This window comes from Psychrobacter sp. Sarcosine-3u-12 (assembly GCF_002836005.1).
Classification (GTDB): domain Bacteria; phylum Pseudomonadota; class Gammaproteobacteria; order Pseudomonadales; family Moraxellaceae; genus Psychrobacter; species Psychrobacter okhotskensis.
In genome coordinates, this window is record NZ_PJBY01000084.1 from 15,204 (window position 1) to 31,809 (window position 16,606).

At 42.8% G+C, this 16,606-nt stretch carries 18 protein-coding genes and 1 tRNA gene; 15 read left to right on the forward strand and 4 right to left on the reverse strand.

Features of this window, described 5'->3' with window-relative positions; translation table 11 throughout:
- Positions 1 to 23: 23 nt before the first annotated feature.
- A complete protein-coding gene (locus tag CXF65_RS05265) occupies positions 24 to 824 on the reverse strand; it encodes an NAD-dependent deacylase (protein WP_101211293.1) in 801 nt (266 codons plus the stop codon).
- A gap of 35 nt (positions 825 to 859) precedes the next feature.
- Between CXF65_RS05265 and CXF65_RS05270 the strand changes: the two genes are divergently transcribed.
- Positions 860 to 1,228, forward strand: a complete 369-nt coding sequence (locus CXF65_RS05270; protein WP_101211294.1) for a hypothetical protein — start codon at positions 860 to 862, stop codon at positions 1,226 to 1,228.
- Between the two features lie 260 nt (positions 1,229 to 1,488).
- Here CXF65_RS05270 and CXF65_RS05275 read toward each other — a convergent pair.
- Positions 1,489 to 1,565: transfer RNA gene (locus CXF65_RS05275), tRNA-Arg, on the reverse strand.
- A 366-nt stretch (positions 1,566 to 1,931) separates the two neighbouring features.
- On the opposite strand from CXF65_RS05275, the gene CXF65_RS05280 reads away from it, so the two are divergent.
- From CXF65_RS05280 to CXF65_RS05315, 9 genes are all read left to right on the forward strand, one after another.
- Complete coding sequence (locus tag CXF65_RS05280; RefSeq protein WP_101211295.1) at positions 1,932 to 2,612, forward strand: c-type cytochrome; 681 nt, start codon at positions 1,932 to 1,934, stop codon at positions 2,610 to 2,612.
- Between the two features lie 251 nt (positions 2,613 to 2,863).
- Positions 2,864 to 3,826, forward strand: coding sequence for an ABC transporter ATP-binding protein (locus CXF65_RS05285; protein ID WP_025652154.1), 963 nt, complete (start codon positions 2,864 to 2,866; stop codon positions 3,824 to 3,826).
- Positions 3,827 to 3,858: 32 nt separating this feature from the next.
- Positions 3,859 to 4,632: an ABC transporter permease gene (locus CXF65_RS05290; protein WP_025652155.1), complete on the forward strand. Its 774-nt coding sequence runs from the start codon at positions 3,859 to 3,861 to the stop codon at positions 4,630 to 4,632.
- A gap of 80 nt (positions 4,633 to 4,712) precedes the next feature.
- Positions 4,713 to 5,564, forward strand: coding sequence for a hypothetical protein (locus CXF65_RS05295; RefSeq protein WP_101211296.1), 852 nt, complete (start codon positions 4,713 to 4,715; stop codon positions 5,562 to 5,564).
- On the forward strand, positions 5,565 to 5,708 hold the full coding sequence (locus tag CXF65_RS14920) for a hypothetical protein (protein ID WP_156915615.1): 144 nt from the start codon (positions 5,565 to 5,567) through the stop codon (positions 5,706 to 5,708).
- Positions 5,693 to 5,986, forward strand: coding sequence for a hypothetical protein (locus CXF65_RS05300; protein WP_157824018.1), 294 nt, complete (start codon positions 5,693 to 5,695; stop codon positions 5,984 to 5,986). Before CXF65_RS14920 ends, CXF65_RS05300 begins: the two co-directional genes overlap by 16 nt.
- A gap of 27 nt (positions 5,987 to 6,013) precedes the next feature.
- Positions 6,014 to 6,859, forward strand: coding sequence for a hypothetical protein (locus tag CXF65_RS05305; protein WP_101211298.1), 846 nt, complete (start codon positions 6,014 to 6,016; stop codon positions 6,857 to 6,859).
- A 63-nt stretch (positions 6,860 to 6,922) separates the two neighbouring features.
- Positions 6,923 to 7,798, forward strand: a complete 876-nt coding sequence (gene queF, locus CXF65_RS05310; RefSeq protein ID WP_101211299.1) for an NADPH-dependent 7-cyano-7-deazaguanine reductase QueF — start codon at positions 6,923 to 6,925, stop codon at positions 7,796 to 7,798.
- Positions 7,799 to 7,882: 84 nt separating this feature from the next.
- Positions 7,883 to 8,284, forward strand: coding sequence for a lysozyme inhibitor LprI family protein (locus CXF65_RS05315; protein WP_025652160.1), 402 nt, complete (start codon positions 7,883 to 7,885; stop codon positions 8,282 to 8,284).
- An 85-nt stretch (positions 8,285 to 8,369) separates the two neighbouring features.
- Here CXF65_RS05315 and CXF65_RS05320 read toward each other — a convergent pair whose 3' ends face one another.
- Positions 8,370 to 10,088 carry a proline--tRNA ligase gene (locus CXF65_RS05320; RefSeq protein ID WP_101211300.1) on the reverse strand — a complete coding sequence of 573 codons (1,719 nt, stop codon included), beginning with the start codon at positions 10,086 to 10,088 and terminating at the stop codon, positions 8,370 to 8,372.
- A gap of 673 nt (positions 10,089 to 10,761) precedes the next feature.
- Between CXF65_RS05320 and CXF65_RS05325 the strand changes: the two genes are divergently transcribed.
- The gene (locus CXF65_RS05325; protein WP_101211301.1) at positions 10,762 to 11,499 is read left to right on the forward strand and encodes a DUF4230 domain-containing protein; all 738 of its coding nucleotides are present in this window, start codon (positions 10,762 to 10,764) and stop codon (positions 11,497 to 11,499) included.
- Between the two features lie 221 nt (positions 11,500 to 11,720).
- A complete protein-coding gene (locus tag CXF65_RS05330; RefSeq protein ID WP_101211302.1) occupies positions 11,721 to 11,975 on the forward strand; it encodes a hypothetical protein in 255 nt (84 codons plus the stop codon).
- 67 nt (positions 11,976 to 12,042) lie between these two features.
- Here the strand turns inward: CXF65_RS05330 and CXF65_RS05335 are convergent, their stop codons facing one another.
- A complete protein-coding gene (locus CXF65_RS05335; protein ID WP_101211303.1) occupies positions 12,043 to 13,680 on the reverse strand; it encodes a cryptochrome/photolyase family protein in 1,638 nt (545 codons plus the stop codon).
- Positions 13,681 to 13,851: 171 nt separating this feature from the next.
- On the opposite strand from CXF65_RS05335, the gene CXF65_RS05340 reads away from it, so the two are divergent.
- The 3 genes from CXF65_RS05340 to CXF65_RS05350 form a co-directional block, all read left to right on the forward strand.
- Positions 13,852 to 14,523 carry a phosphoribosylanthranilate isomerase gene (locus CXF65_RS05340; RefSeq protein ID WP_025652165.1) on the forward strand — a complete coding sequence of 224 codons (672 nt, stop codon included), beginning with the start codon at positions 13,852 to 13,854 and terminating at the stop codon, positions 14,521 to 14,523.
- Between the two features lie 192 nt (positions 14,524 to 14,715).
- Positions 14,716 to 15,918, forward strand: coding sequence for a tryptophan synthase subunit beta (gene trpB / locus CXF65_RS05345; protein WP_101211304.1), 1,203 nt, complete (start codon positions 14,716 to 14,718; stop codon positions 15,916 to 15,918).
- A gap of 157 nt (positions 15,919 to 16,075) precedes the next feature.
- Positions 16,076 to 16,606 (forward strand): hypothetical protein (locus tag CXF65_RS05350; RefSeq protein WP_157824020.1); only part of this gene is annotated, 531 nt, incomplete at its 3' end.

Below are 16,606 nucleotides of genomic sequence, written 5' to 3' on the forward strand. Positions count from 1 at the left end.
GAGATGCTTCTAGGGTCAAACGATTACAGCGCCGTGATTTTTTTGATTAACAACGGCATAATCACACCGGCTTTTTCTGCCAAGGTAATATCAACGATGGCGTTCGGCGTTGGGTCAGGATTTATTTCGATAACGTTAGCACCATTTTGCTTGGCCAATTGTGCAAGCCCTGCCGCAGGGTAGACCAAGCTCGATGTGCCAATACTGATAAATACCTCACAATTCGCCGCCGCCTCTTCAGCGGTTTGCCATGCTTGGACTGGCAGTGCTTCGCCAAACCAAACGATATCTGGTCTGATATAGCCCTCGCAATGTGGGCAGTTAATTAGCGTCTCACTATAATCCATAGTGTCAGCGCTGCTATATGAGCCTCTAGACTGCTTTTTATAGGGTGCATCGCATTGACTACAACGATTGGCCCACAGATTACCATGCAAATGAGTCACGCTACTACCAGCCTGCTCATGTAAGTCATCGACATTTTGCGTGATGAGTGTTACCTGCTGGTCGGTTGATTGGCTATGGTATTGCCACTGCGCTAAGGCCTCATGAGCAGGATTCGGTTTTTTGTCCGCGACCAATTGTCTGCGCCACTGATACCACGACCATACCAGCTTTGGGTTGCGAGTGAACGCCTCGGGTGTCGCCAAATCCTCAACGCCGTAGTTCTCCCACAATCCTGTTTGTTTGTCTCGAAAAGTGGGAATACCGCTTTCTGCTGAAACCCCTGCGCCCGTTAAAATACAAATGCGTTGTTTTGAGTCCAATAGTTTGGCGGCAAGCGCTACTTCAGCTATTAACGCTGGTGGTAATTCTGCTAACATGGCATAACCCCTGCTTACAATGGATGCATATTTATATGATAGATGGAATTTGGTGGCTTGTCATATTGCTAGCCGTGGTCGCAGCCCTTTGGCTGGTCGCAAAGATGCGAGGCGCAAAAGCGGATGAGACCTTTGATAATAAATCACCCAAAGGCGCGAAAAAACCTAGTAATGATGACCTACAAAAAACAGCGGTATTGATTAATAACTATTTTCCTGACTATCGCGTTAACCGTAAGGCCAATCATCTAGTTATCAGCGAGCAAAACAAAAAGATTGCGATGATTACTATTGATAAAAAAGTGGCCGCTGGTCAACGGCGTCTAGGCGACGTACCCGTGATTAATTACCACCGAGTCCCCAACCGTGCCCAATTAACTGCAAACTTACAGGATGCAGAGTAGTGTCAGTCATACAGTTTTATAAATAGGCAATCAGGCAGGCAAGTAGGAAGGCAAATTGCGGCTCAATTAGAAGATGACATATATTGAATAGAGGTTGACAACGATATGTACAACATTTTATAGGTGTTAATACATCATAGTTAATAACAGCTAAAGACGCAGAGCGTTGCTGTTAAAGGTTTTTGGAAGTGTTAGTAGGTAGGGTGCTAGAAGTATTAGGAGGTAATGCTAGGGAGAGATGAAATATCATTCATAAGAAGTGGTGCGCTCGGCGGGAATCGAACCCACGACCCTCGGCTTCGGAGACCGATACTCTATCCAACTGAGCTACGAGCGCATAATACGAGTTGACTGCTAGGTTGCTCAATACTGCATACTACGTTTAATTGAGTATTATTGACAGGGCAGTCTGTCGAAAAATAAAGACCGCCTAGTCTAACAAATAAAAGCCAGAAAGCCAATGAGCGAAGGCTGCTATTGACGCTTTTTAAGAAAAAACAAGATAGTCATTAAACAGGCATGGCAATTTACCTGCCTTTTCCCTTATAATGTCAGGGACAATTCATATTTATAATCACCGATTACAAGTGCGCTTGCAGGCGGGATGGCTGTTTGCTATTGATGACGAGGTGTCGTCAAAGGAGGATAAACAGAATGTCCAAGTCATGCGAGTCCTTGTATCTGTAATAAGAGAACGTGACGAATGAGAAAAGTAGTGATGTTATCGGCAGCTGCCATTCTAGGAATTGCTAGTATCGCGGTGAGCCAAGCGGAAGATGTTGCAGATACCCCTGTAACTGTCTCTGATGTAGCAGAAGCGCAAGAGGTGGTCGAAAATGCGCCACAACAGCTCGGTGATGATACCCAAGCTGCTGCCGATACTACAGATGACACTGCTGCAGCTGATGCGAGCGTGACAGCAGACGGCACCACAGATGACGCTGCGGCAACGGAAGAGATGGCCGCTGCAGCGCCTCCGGCTGATGAAGAGCCTATTCCGCAAGATACGCCGCAAGTACAAAAGCTCATTGCCCTATATCCTAATTTGATTGCGCGTATTCAGCCTGTTGCTACAGTATGTTTCGAAGACGATGAAGTTTGTGATGTAACCGCACGCTCATCAGGTCCTTCGGCAGGGGATGGCCCTCGTGATGGTGCTGCTGTTTATAACGCTGTTTGTCAGACTTGTCATGCTTCAGGTTTGCTTGGTTCACCTATGTTAGGGGACGCAGGGGCTTGGGGACCACGTATAGCAAAAGGTAAAGATACTCTATATACCCATGCGATCAACGGCTTCAACGCGATGCCTGCTAAAGGTGGTGCGGATATTCCTGATGAAGAAGTTCAAAATGCAGTAGACTATATGGTTGGTGAAGCCAGCTAATCATTACCAAGCCATTATGGGCGGTGATACATAGCCTATTGAATTTTTAAGATACTCATTGATTAAACGCCTATTTCATTTAATGAGGTAGGCGTTTTTTTTGATGATGAGTATTATTAATATGGTACTTCTCACATAATGCAGTTGAAATGTGGTGTTGATAGCCTCACTTTAAGACATTAAATCGTACCTGCTAAAATATTCTACAAAGCAGTTTTGATGTAAATTTTATAACAAATAAAGAGGTATTCATGTCTGAAGTACCAGCGCTATCTATTCAGAACTTATCCAAAACTTATGATAACGGGTTTTCGGCATTAAAAGATGTCAGTTTAACGGTGCCACAAGGTGGTTTTTTTGCGCTACTAGGACCGAACGGTGCTGGTAAATCGACGATGATTGGCATTATTAGTTCATTATTTAAGCCAACCAGCGGCAGTGTAAATATTTTTGGTGTCGACTTATTAGCCAATCCTTCGGTGGCTAAACAGTATCTTGGCGTCGTCCCACAAGAATTTAACTTTAACATGTTTGAAAAAGTAGAAGATATTCTGATAACCCAAGCAGGTTATTTTGGTATTTCTGCCAAAGAGGCAAAGCCACGCGCTGAGCGCTTGCTAAAAGCATTGGGTCTCTGGGATAAACGTGATAGTAAGTCGCGGGAGCTGTCAGGCGGTATGAAACGTCGTTTGATGATTGCCCGAGCGCTGATTCATAAGCCTAAGCTATTGATTCTCGATGAGCCAACCGCAGGGGTCGATATTGAGCTGCGCCGTTCTATGTGGGAGTTTATGCAGCAGATTAATGTCGAAGAGAACACCACGATTATTCTGACGACCCATTATCTTGAAGAGGCTGAGCAGCTGTGTAAGCGCATCGCTATCTTGGATCATGGTGAGATTCGAATCAATACAGATATGAAGGATTTGCTGGCGCAGTTGTCGGTCGAGACCTTTGTCTTTGACGTCTCGGCGCCGCTTGAGCATCCCTTGCAACTGACGGGCGTGACTGAAGTGGTGCAACCAGATGATCTCACGCTTGAGGTAACCTTAACAGAAGGTGAGTCATTGAATGGCGTGTTTACGCAATTGTCCGAGCAAGGTATTACTATTGCCAGTATGCGTAATAAGTCTAACCGTTTAGAAGAGCTGTTTATGCGCCTTGTCGACCAAAATATCCAGAATCAAGACAGTATGAAGGAGTCAGGACTATGAATCAGAAAATAGTAGTAGACCCTAATGACAGTATGTCATGGTCCAAAAAATGGATTGCTTTTCGGACGATATTGCTAAAAGAAGTACGCCGAATTTTGCGTATTTGGCCCCAGACTTTGTTGCCACCCGTTATTACTATGACGCTCTACTTCGTTATCTTTGGTAAAATGATAGGCGATAGAGTAGGCGAGATGGGCGGTGTGCCTTATATGCAGTTCATCGTCCCTGGTCTTATTATGATGGCCGTGATTACCAACAGTTACTCTAATGTGGTCTCTAGTTTTTTTAGTGCCAAGTTTACCGCGAGTATCGAAGAGCTGTTAGTCTCTCCTGTCTCCAAGCATGCTATCTTAATGGGTTACGTCAGCGGTGGTATCTTCCGCGGTTTGGCCATTGCTATTATTGTCTCTATCGTCGCGCTGTTCTTTACCGATCTTGGTATTGAACATTTATTTGTGACGATATTTACCGTGCTTGGTACTTCGATACTGTTTTCGCTGGGCGGCTTTATTAATGCCGTTTTTGCCCGCTCATTTGATGATATCTCTATTATTCCGAGCTTTGTATTAACGCCTCTTACCTTTTTGGGCGGCGTCTTTTACTCAATGGAAGGGTTATCAACATTTTGGCAAAACGTCTCGTTACTCAATCCCATTGTCTATATGGTGAATTCGTTCCGCTACGGAATTTTGGGCTATTCTGATGTCAACGTCTGGTATTCAATGGCAGCGATTTTTGTATTTTGCGTGGTGTTTTATGTCATCTCTTATCGTTTACTAAGCGATGGCTCGCGTGTGCGCTTGTAGTTAATTTATCACCTCGGTAACTTGTCATCAGTATACCGATAGTCTTATTATAAAAGCCTAACATTGTTGGGCTTTTTTTTATGTTTAAAACTTCACTAATACACAAGTTTTTTATACTAGCTGCATTAAGTAGCTTTTCCATTACTGCTATCGCGGCATCGTTCGCGACTACCGATGATTATGATTGGGTGGTTATGGAGAAGCCTCTAGATCCTGCATCTTATAAATATGACTGTAATCATGATTACAAATATGAGACTCATGCGGCTCTACAAAATTGCCTTTATAACTTGCGAGAAGATGTTGATAATGCGTTTAGTAAGCAGTGGGGGATTGACGACAGAGTTATTCGAGAAAGAAATGCGATTTATATTGACGTGCCTAATCGTAAACACCCACTAGTATTGGTTGATTATTCCAGTCCTTTTGAGACCGATTTCAATGCTTATTATTCATTAAAATATTATGATAAATCGCGGCAATTACTGACCATACATCAAAGCTTTTATGAATCAGAAACTCTGACAGTGGTCAATTTGAAGACTGGGTTTTGGCAAGATTTTGATTTTAGGAAGCTAAGTGTTTCGCCTGATATGAGATATATCGTAGGGTTTGAAAGCGAGATGGGCGCTACTGAAAACATTAATATTTGGGCACTGCAAGATAGTGGTTACTATGAAGGCTACTATAAACAAGTCTATAGCAGTAGTGACGATTCAAAAAACTACGACAGTCATAAAAATTTTTATCAAGCGGATAAAGCCAAGCTGGTTTATGATGCCGAAACCCTTACTTGGTTGAATGATAGTAAATTTTATGCAGATTATTTTTATAAGCTAAATGAAAAGGATTCCGCAGCTTTTCGAGTGCGTTATACCTTTATTAAGAATGCCTCAACGGATAAGTGGCAGCTACATGCAGGTGATATATAAATGATCGCTATTTCTCGTTATATAAAAACAGCATTGACTGTCGCAGGACTATTTATATTGACCACAATAGCAGCCTTAGATGCACAGGCAGCGCCTTTAGCTTTAGAGCCATCGACAAGTGAGGAGGTATGGCTAAAGATATAATGTTATGGGATCGTCAAAAAGCTAACAATGACGGACGCTATACAATGGTATTTGGTAGTAATGAATTGTATGAGCAAGATGATGATGAGGATAAAAAATATGAAGTGTACGAAGCGCGAGATATCAGTTGGACAAGCGATAATAAAATCAACGTTGATTTTTATTACAGAGTCAATCCCACTGACACGGTAGCATTTCGCGTGCGCTATATTTATGCGGCTGACAATAAAGAAGGTAAATGGCAGAGAGTTTCAGCTGATGCTAATACCAACGATTAAAAAATAATAAAAAGGTTTAACTCTCATATGCAAGTAACTCTACCAGTAGCCAATTCAATTCGCATCTGTATGACGAGTGGATTACTACTAATGCTATCAATGCTCTCTGTTTCAGCGCAAGCAGAACTGCCCAAAGCGACAATGGATGACTATGTTTGGGAAGTACTAGACAAGCCCATTTATCCTAACTGGGGTAAGGATTGCAATAGTAAGGATGAGCGGATTTATCAAGATTGCTTAGATAAAAGCTTGATGATTTATAATCAGAAACTCATTAAGAAATGGCACTTATCAAAATATGTTTCTCGTCAGTTAAATAAAACTATTATCACACTGCCCAATCATACAAGTCCTATAGTATTGACGGACGATTTTGCAGAAGGAGAAAAAGAGCTTAGATATGTTTATCTTTTAGACCATTATGATGCAGATAAGAACTGGCTTTATCTATCTGGGCAAATCTATGAGATTAACAATACAGTATTGATTGATTTAAATTCAGGCTTCAAGCAAGAGTTTGAAGGATCTCATTTGACGTTTTCACCAGATATGACTTATGCAGCTACAGTTAAAGTTGAGTTTCCAGGAGAAGAAAATGTCATGATCTGGAAAAAAGATAAGAGCGGTGCTTACCAGTATGACGAAAAAAATAACAGGGATTACGATAAATTCCGACAACATTTAAAATTTTATAATGGTAGCAAAGATAATCCAATGGTTCACAAGGTAGAGGTTGAATGGATTACCAATGAGAGCTTATTGGTAGATTTCTATTTCAAAATGAACGATAGCGATACTGCTGCTTACCGAGTACGCTTTAACTATGTAAAGACAGATTCTGCATCAGACTGGCAAATGATTCCCATAAAATAGCCCATTGCTGTAAAATGACTGGTTGTTATTTCATTATATTTAAGCATGAAAGGTAAGTAACTTATGAGTATTCACGGTATCTTGGGTGAGCAAACTACTGACTATCCAACTGAGTATAGTCCAGAAACCTTGTATCCTATTGCTCGTAGTATGGGGCGCGACGTCATTGGCTGGCAAGATGATAAGTTGATGGTTGGCATCGATTGGTGGCAGGCATTTGAGATGTCTTGGTTGAATCCGCAAGGACTCTCGCAAGTGGCTATCGCACGTTTTGGTATTCCTGCTAGCTCGCCATTTATCGTCGAGTCAAAATCACTTAAGCTGTATTTGAACAGTATCAACTTTACCGAATTCCCTAGTTGGGAAGCTGTGCAAACGCTGATTGCTAAAGACTTATCGGCATGCGTACAAGCAGAAGTGCAAGTTGAGCTGTTTGGCTTAGATGATAATCTTTATGATAAGACATCAGAGTTATTGATTGCTCAGCCTGAGGGTGCGTGTATTGATGACGCGCTTGCCAATACTAGCGAAAAGATTGCATTATGCGAGCATCCTGATGCATCTTTATTGAGCGATGCTAGAACGAATGCTCATTCAGAAATTGCCAGTGCTCAGCCTTATACTTTTTATTCTAATTTACTGCGTAGTAATTGTCCGGTGACCAATCAGCCAGATTGGGGTACATTGGCGGTTTCGATGACCAGTGATAAGACAGTCGACGACGCTGGCATGCTGCGTTATATCTTAAGTTTCCGCCAGCATAATGGTTTTCATGAGCAGTGTGTCGAGCAGATATTTGCTGATTTAAGCAAACAGTATGAGCCAAGCGAGTTGATGGTTCGTGCGTGGTATACGCGCCGCGGCGGTATCGATATCAATCCTTGCCGTGTGAGTGATATCCGCTTATTACCACAGCCAAGCCGCTTGATTCGTCAGTAGACTAAGAGTACTTGCTAATACTCATCAAATGCGTTTATATACTTATTTAGGCAGATATTATTTTGCTTTGCTTGGGAGGTCAAGATGAAATGGGCAACTGGTTTTTTGACGGCGCTAGCGGCAGCTGCTTTGTCTATCTCTCTCATGCAATCGGCACAAGCGGAGTTTATTGAAAATCAATATAACTGTGAAGATGCTTATATGGAAGTGGCTTATGATTGTGGTAATGATGCGATTATAGTCGAAAAAAATCGCCTTAATAAAATTTATATGAGTGCTTATCGTACTTTGAATACGACACAACAACAGCAGTTGGACAAAGAACAACGTATATGGTTAAAGAGTCGCAGCGATAAGTGTGACTTTGAATACGACGGTCCAATGAATAATTCTGTGGTGTACGCCCAGATTGGCGCTAATGTTTGCACCGCTAATGAGAGTCAGAAACGTAGTAAGGCGATTGCTAAAAAATATAATATCAAATAACAATTTTCATTTTTTAGAAGTAAAAAAGCGCCTATCTCATTAAATGAGATAGGCGCTTTTTATGGCACAGTTTTTACGAGTAAAACTATTTGCCGCTTACTTTTGCTATTACTTCTTCACGGCTTAGCATCTGCTTTTCTGTCTCACGGCGATTGACGTACTCGTATTTGTCCTCTGCAAGATTGCGATCAGAGACGACGATACGGTGCGGAATACCAATCAATTCAAGATCAGCAAACTTAACGCCTGGACGCTCGTTACGGTCATCGAGTAGCACGTTGATACCTTGAGCCTTTAACTCGTCATACAGGGCAGTAGCGGTCTGCATGACGGTCTCTTCTTTTGACTTCATCGGTATGATAGCGACTTCAAAAGGTGCAATCGAATCGTCAACGGTCGGCGTTTTTGGCCACATGATACCGTTTTCATCGTTATTCTGTTCGATAGCAGCAGCGATAATACGGCTGACACCAATACCGTAGCAACCCATCATTAGAGTGACTGGCTTGCCATCTTCACCAGATACGGTCGCATTCATCGCTTGCGAGTACTTATCACCGAGCTGGAAGATATGACCCACTTCGATACCGCGTTTGATTTTTAGACTGCCTTTACCATCAGGAGAAGGGTCGCCTTCTTGCACGTTACGCACATCAACAATACGCGTGATACGAGTATCACGTGCCCAGTTCATACCGATGGTGTGTTTATTGACTTCATTCGCACCGCAGACAAAATCTGATAGTGCTGCTGCTGAACGATCAACAAACACTGGCATATCTAAGTCAACACCGATATAGCCTTTATGCAAACCTGCGGCTTTTAGCTCTTCATCAGAGGCCATAGTCAAAGGGACGTTGGCTTCTTCGATTTTCTCCGCTTTAATCGTATTTAATTGATGATCACCGCGCAGTACGATCGCTATAAGCTGTGGCTCATCATTCTCATTATGACCATGGACGATTAAGGTTTTAACCGTAGTGGCTAATGGGACATCCAGATGTTCCGCAACCATTTTACAACTGGTCATCTCCTCAGTTAACACGTCTTCGCGTTCCATTTTGGGTGGCTGACGCTCAGCAGTGCTTACAGATTCAGCTAGCTCAACGTTTGCTGCATAATCAGAAGAATCTGAAAAGGCGATATCATCTTCGCCACTGTCTGCTAAGACATGAAATTCATGCGACGCAAAACCACCGATAGAGCCAGTGTCTGCTTGTACCGCGCGAAAATCTAAACCCAAACGGGTAAAAATGCGCGTGTAAGCGTCATACATATCATGATAAGTCTTGGCCAATGAGGCCTGATCAACATGAAATGAATAGGCGTCTTTCATGGTGAATTCGCGTGCGCGCATCACACCAAAGCGTGGACGAATCTCATCACGGAATTTGTTTTGAATTTGAAAGAAAGTAATCGGTAGCTGTTTATAACTACGTAGCTCGCCTTGCGCAAGATTAGTGATGACTTCTTCATGGGTCGGACCAAGCACAAAGTCGCGATCATGGCGGTCTTTAAAGCGCAATAGCTCAGGGCCGTAATCATTAAAACGACCGGTCGTTTGCCAGAGTTCTGCTGGCTGAGTCATTGGCATGAGCACTTCTTGCCCGCCAATATTCTGCATCTCTTCACGAACAATACGTTCGACTTTTTGCAAGACGCGTAGCCCCATGGGCAACCAAATATATAACCCAGAAGCGATTTTACGAATAAGACCGGCGCGCACCATTAATTGGCTTGAAGCGATATCGGCATCACTTGGGGTTTCTTTTAGAGTAGCAAACAAAAATTGACTGGCTTTCATAAATAAAGCGTAACCTTATCAACGATAAAAAATAAGAAGTAGTAGGATGTTGAGCATGTTGCTGAAAGTCTCAGAACCGCCGCAAGCTTACCTTTATTACTTGGTAATAGGCTAGGACATTGCCTAGCAGAAGAAGGCTTTCACAAAAAGCACTTTAGTAATCACATCCTGCACACAGCAGGGCGTAGTTGTAGTTGATGCATCAATATATCGGGCTATGCAAACACAAATATTCAGACTAAAAGCCTGAAGAATAAATATATGCTGGCATTTTGTTCATGCAATCTGACTATGTTAGGTAAAGTTTGCCTAAGACGCAATGACTTTTTGTTTTTTCAGAGCGAACATCGTAGAAACAGCTCAGTCTCACCTCAATCATCTGATGATTTACTGATTTTAAAGACATTTGTATAAAGATCTCTACTCTTTTTATGTAGGGATATTTGTCAACAATTATGTAGAGGATTGGTAGTTATTACTTGAAGTAATGGTTCAAAAACATCATCTAAGTCACACCATATTTACGGACTCTATTCATAAAAAGCTGATTAAGCGAATGATCAAACACAGTTTCTAGAAGAGGCTTTTACATAAGACGTGTCCATAAATAAAGCTTTTGATAAACACATGATAAAACTCTAACAATAAACGATGAAACCTTAAGGTGGCTTAAATGATCAATCCTGATAAACGTTCTTCTGCCAGCAATAACACCACTGCTCAGCCAGTAAAAAAGCCCATTGCTCTGATGTCGTGGCTGGTATTACTTATTGGTCTGGCCGCCATCGTTTTTGCGATTTATACTGTGCAAAATCTGAATAAAGAGGCGCCAATAGAGACCATTACTCGTGAGGGTGTGGTCACGCAAATCCAGCAGCTCAATCGGCTACAAACGGTCGCCTTTAGTGTAGATACCGTTATCACAAGCGAGCGCCCAGGGAGTTGGATGAAACTTTGGCAAGATGAACAAAAAGGGTTGTTTATCGCCCGCGGCCGCGTAGAAGCAGGGATTGATTTGAGCGACTTGACGCCTGAAATGGTGCAAGTGGTTCAACCTGATATTGAGATAGATGAAGCAAAGCAGGCCGATGCTAATACGCCAGTCTCAATGATGCCGCAGATTAATATTACCTTACCACCGTCAGAGATATTTTCTGTCTATCTAGACGACATCGAGATTTATGATTGGCAAACAGGCGCCTTTGGCATGATGCAAGTGGATCCTAAAATCTGGGAGCAAGCGCAAAGTATGGCAAAAAAAGAAGTGCTTGAGCGTGCTTGTCGCGGCGATGTCATGAACATGGCACTAAAAAACGCCCAGACCCAACTACAACAGCTGTTTGCGTTGACAGGAGCTGTGGTCACGGTCACCACGCAGGGCGCAGGGGCGTGCCAATTGCCAACGGCTTAATGCTTAGGTTTTATTAATAAAAGGTTTTGGAGAGAGAATGTTTTAGTACGGGTAGTTAAATGAAAACGCTTTAATGAATTGCTACGCCGATTAGCAGATGTTGCTTGAAATTATTGGTAATAAGGTTACTATATTATATAGCAGGACTTATTTATTATTAACGATAGCTTTATAAATGCTGTCGTTAATACTAAGCTTATATAATGTAAGAGGTGGCATATATGACAACTCCTAATAATCAGCCGTCTGCTCATGAGAAGCGCAAATTAACCAAACACCGCAAAGAAAAGGAGTCGCTATCCTTTGCGACTTGGGTGCTACTCATTATAAGCTTTACTTGTCTAGCGTATGCCATTTATACGATTCAGACGCGAATAGTAAAGCCAGCTATCGATACTGGTAACGCTAAGGCGTCACAAAGTAGTTTGGTACAAACTGGCAGTGCGCCGCAAAATAAAGCCAAAGTAAACAGCTAACGCTCCCTTCTCAAACATATCAACTTTACGACTTTTTTAAACTCATGACTGTTTTTCAATTTAATACTTATTTTTTAAATTCAGTAATCGCCAGTTGCCGTGCCGCTTTGTGTTCGACCATCGGGGCAGGGTAATCTAATCGCCCAAACATATCGGCGCTGTTGATTGCTTTACGGATTTTGTCTTCGCTATGCAAGATGCTGGCAGGCATATCCTTTAATTCAGGTAGCCATTCCTTTATAAATTCCCCATCAGGGTCATGAGTTTTGGCTTGGCTAAAGGGGTTCATAATACGGAAGTAGGGCGCAGAGTCCGTACCGGTCGAGGCGCTCCATTGCCAGCCACCATTATTTGAAGCAAAGTCACCGTCTATTAGCTGCTGCATAAAATAACGCTCGCCTAAGCGCCAATCAATCAGTAAGTCCTTGGTCAAAAACATCGCGGTGACCATACGTAAGCGATTGTGCATAAAGCCCGTCGCATTTAAGCAACGCATCGCGGCATCGACTAAAGGCACGCCAGTCCTACCTGTACACCACGCATCAAAATCATCCTCATTGTATGACCAATTAATCTTAATGTCGGTCTCGTGTTTATAAGCCTGATGCTGAATAAGCTCTGGTTTATCCGCTAAGACATGGCGATAAAAGTCTCGCCATGCCAGCTCACTGATCCAGCGATTGATGTCTTCATTGTCACCATTATTACCATGCAATTGTTCTTGTTCTTGTGCTTTAGCTGCTTGCAAATAGCAAAGTCTGGGACTGATGGCCCCAATTGTCAGATACGCTGACAACTGACTGGTGGCATGTAAGCTTGGCACATCGCGGCTCACATCATAATTATGAATATCATCTGCAACGAATTGATCCAAGCGGTGACAAGCGGCCACTTCCCCAGCAGGATAGGCAGCACGTGCGTTAGTAAGCTGTGCCTCGCTATCAATATGACTGAGCTGGGTATTATTTGCTAATGACTGTTGATAATCCTTAACCACTTTTTGGCTTAATGCTTCTATCGTGTTGGCAGTATTGACGGTCTGTTTCGATATTTTTAAAGTAGCGTTATCACTATTGATTGCTAAAGCTTTATGCAGTTGTATGTTGCTAACTTCCAAGGTATGCCGCCATTTTTTATAAAATGGCGTAAATACTTGATACATACTGTCGTCATTGGTAGTGATGCTTTTCGGTGGTAAAATACATTGATCATGCCAGCGTATAAACTCGATGTCACTTTTTGCAAGCAGCTGGCTCAATTGTGCGTCGCGCTCAATCTCATTGCCCTCATATTCATGATTGGCCATGACGCAGCTAATATTATTGGCTGCACATAAGGCGTCTAATGAATCCACACAATCAGAGAAACTATCGCAAACCTGTACATGCAAGGTGATATTTAACTGTTTGTGCAAGTCATTTGCCAATATTGGCAAGGTACGGGCGATATGATCGAGTTGAACCAAGGACATGTCGTGCGTTTGCCATTGCTCAGGGGTGAGGAAGAACACAGCGCTTACTGATGCGTCGTTATCACGGGCACGCTCACAAAGCGCTGCTAAAGCGGTGTTGTCATGTAGGCGTAGATCACGGCGAAACCACATCAAATAATGGGCAGAGGTTAGGCTGGTATTATCATCGTTGCTATTATTATTGCCATCGTTGTCATCAATGGTAGTGGTAGTTGCCGACGCAGTGTTAGACATTAAGTATCCTCATATTAATCAATCGCAATCATAAACAAAACTATGAATAAAAGTATGCTAGGATAAGTTTTTGGATGCAATTGATTTACTCATTGAGTAACAAATCCTCATCATTTTATGCTTAATCGCTATGACAGCCAATCTATGGCTGCTGTATTTTAAGGTCACACCATGCACGTGAAGTTTTGCGGGTTTACCGACGTAGCTGATATTCATACTGCCACCCAATTGGGTGTCGATGCGGTCGGCTTGGTATTTTATCCGCCCAGTCCACGTGCTGTGACCATGGAACAAGCCCAAACCTTAAGCATCGCCGTTCCTGCCTTTGTCAGCGTCGTCGCCTTGGTGGTTAATATGTCACACGAAGAGTTGGTTGAACTGGCGAACCATGTTGCATTTGATATCATTCAATTCCACGGTGATGAAAGCCCTGAGCAGTGCCAACAACTGGCAAATGCGGTCAATAAACGCTGGATAAAAGCCTTACGCATCAATGCGGAGAAAGATACCCTTGCTAGCGTAAGCGCGCGTATTGATAGCTTTGCAGCGGCAGGGGCGAGTAGTATTTTGCTCGATGCTTATCATCAGCATAAATATGGTGGTACAGGCGCGCGCTTTGATTGGAGCCTTATTCCTCACCATAGCTCGTTACCGATTGTCTTAGCGGGCGGTCTTGATGCTCAAAACGTCGCTGCGACGACAGAGTTACCCATTTACGCTGTTGATGTCAGCGGTGGTATCGAGGCGGCTAAAGGCAAAAAAGATGCTGCCAAAATGCGCGCCTTTATGAAAGCGGTCAAACGCGATCGATGGCAAAGCGTGACGGTCACTGACGCCATCTAAGCGATTCATAAAGCACCTTTATCCTTGTTTGGTCGTTATTCCGATTTTCTGCTTAAATCTTATTTTTTCGTTCTCCACTATTTATATTAAAAAATACCACTTATTACAGTAGGAATTATCATGAGTCATGTCGCTAACAAAGATTTATCAGCCACGGCACAAGCCGTCAATACTTTTACCAATCCAGCTGATGTGCAAGACTTCAATCAGTATCCCGATGCTCGTGGGCACTTTGGTGTGCATGGCGGTCGTTTTGTTTCTGAAACATTGATGGCAGCACTAGAAGAGCTAGAAGCGTTATATACCAAAGTCAAAGCCGATCCTGCATTCTGGGAAGAGTACCATAACGATTTGGTCAATTACGTCGGTCGCCCAACACCGCTTTATCATGCCAAGCGTCTCAGTGATGAGATTGGTGGTGCGCAAATTTACTTTAAGCGTGAAGACCTTAACCATACTGGTGCGCATAAGGTAAATAACACTATTGGTCAGGCACTGCTTGCCAAGATGAGCGGCAAACAACGTATCATCGCTGAGACGGGCGCAGGGCAACATGGCGTAGCGACGGCGACGATTGCCGCACGTTTAGGGTTAGAATGTATCGTCTATATGGGTGCTGATGATGTCGAACGCCAAAAGATGAACGTTTACCGTATGCGTTTGCTTGGTGCGACGGTGGTGCCAGTCACTTCTGGCTCACGTACCCTTAAAGATGCGATGAATGAAGCGATGCGTGATTGGGTCACCAATGTCGATAGCACTTATTACATTATTGGTACGGTCGCTGGCCCGCATCCTTATCCGCTACTCGTGCGTGATTTCCAAGCGATTATCGGTAAAGAAGCGCGCATTCAGCATTTGCAAGTGACTGGCAAATTACCAGATGCCCTAGTCGCCTGTGTCGGTGGTGGCTCAAATGCAATTGGTCTGTTCTTTGACTTCTTAAATGATACTGATGTCAAAATGTATGGTGTCGAAGCGACAGGTGATGGTATCGAAACAGGTCGTCATTCAGCGCCACTAGCAGCTGGTCGTATTGGTGTATTGCACGGCAATCGTACTTACCTAATGGCAGATGATGACGGACAGATTCAAGAGACGCATTCTATCTCTGCTGGTCTTGACTATCCGGGCGTTGGTCCTGAACACAGTTTCTTAAAAGACATGAAGCGTGTTGAATATGTGGGCTGTACCGATAAAGAGTCGCTAGAAGGCTTCCATGAAGTCACCCGCAAAGAAGGTATTATCCCTGCGCTTGAATCTGCCCATGCTGTTGCCTACGCGCTTAAGCTGGCTAAAACAATGACGCCTGATCAAACGATTATTGTGAATATGTCAGGTCGCGGTGATAAAGATTTGCATTCAGTAATGAAAGCAGAAGGGATTGAGTTGTAGTAAAAATAGAAGAGTTCAGATTATTGTACAAGAAGGTTTAGCAGCTTATTAAGTTGAATAAATTTTCTATATCTCAATACGGTAATTACTTTGCTCTATAGAGCAAAGTAATTACCAATGTTGCTGGCTATGTTTTTATTATCGATAGTATACCTTCATGAATTTGAACCGCTTAATACCGAGTAAGCCTAGCCAGTTGAGCAAGTATCCAGATCAAGCGGTGCTAACAGCGCCAGTCACAATAAGTGTGGGTGTGCCTACTGAAAGAGTCAGTTTTTGGCAGAGTTATGGTTTATTTGTAGTTGCCACTGTATGGGTAGTGATGTATGTCTTGATGGCCGTTTGGGAGTTTTCGACAAGTTATACGGTTACAACAATTGATGAAATTGTAAGAAGTATTCTTGGGCTTTGGTCTCTTTCAACTATACCCATGTTGTTTTTCGTTATGATGACGTATTGGGTGCATCGTGCCTATAACAGTTTTGTCGTTCCAAATCCATGGGTCGCAAAGCGGTTGACTTGGAAGCATGTGCCAATTATGGTTATTAAAGAAAATAGCATTATCTTTCTATCTCATTTCTTTATATTTATTGATAATCTACATCATGATCAGATAGTAAGCTTCGATGATGTTGAAAAGTTTTCTCTAAATCAAAGCAGTCATTCTGGTATTGGTTTTTCGATAATA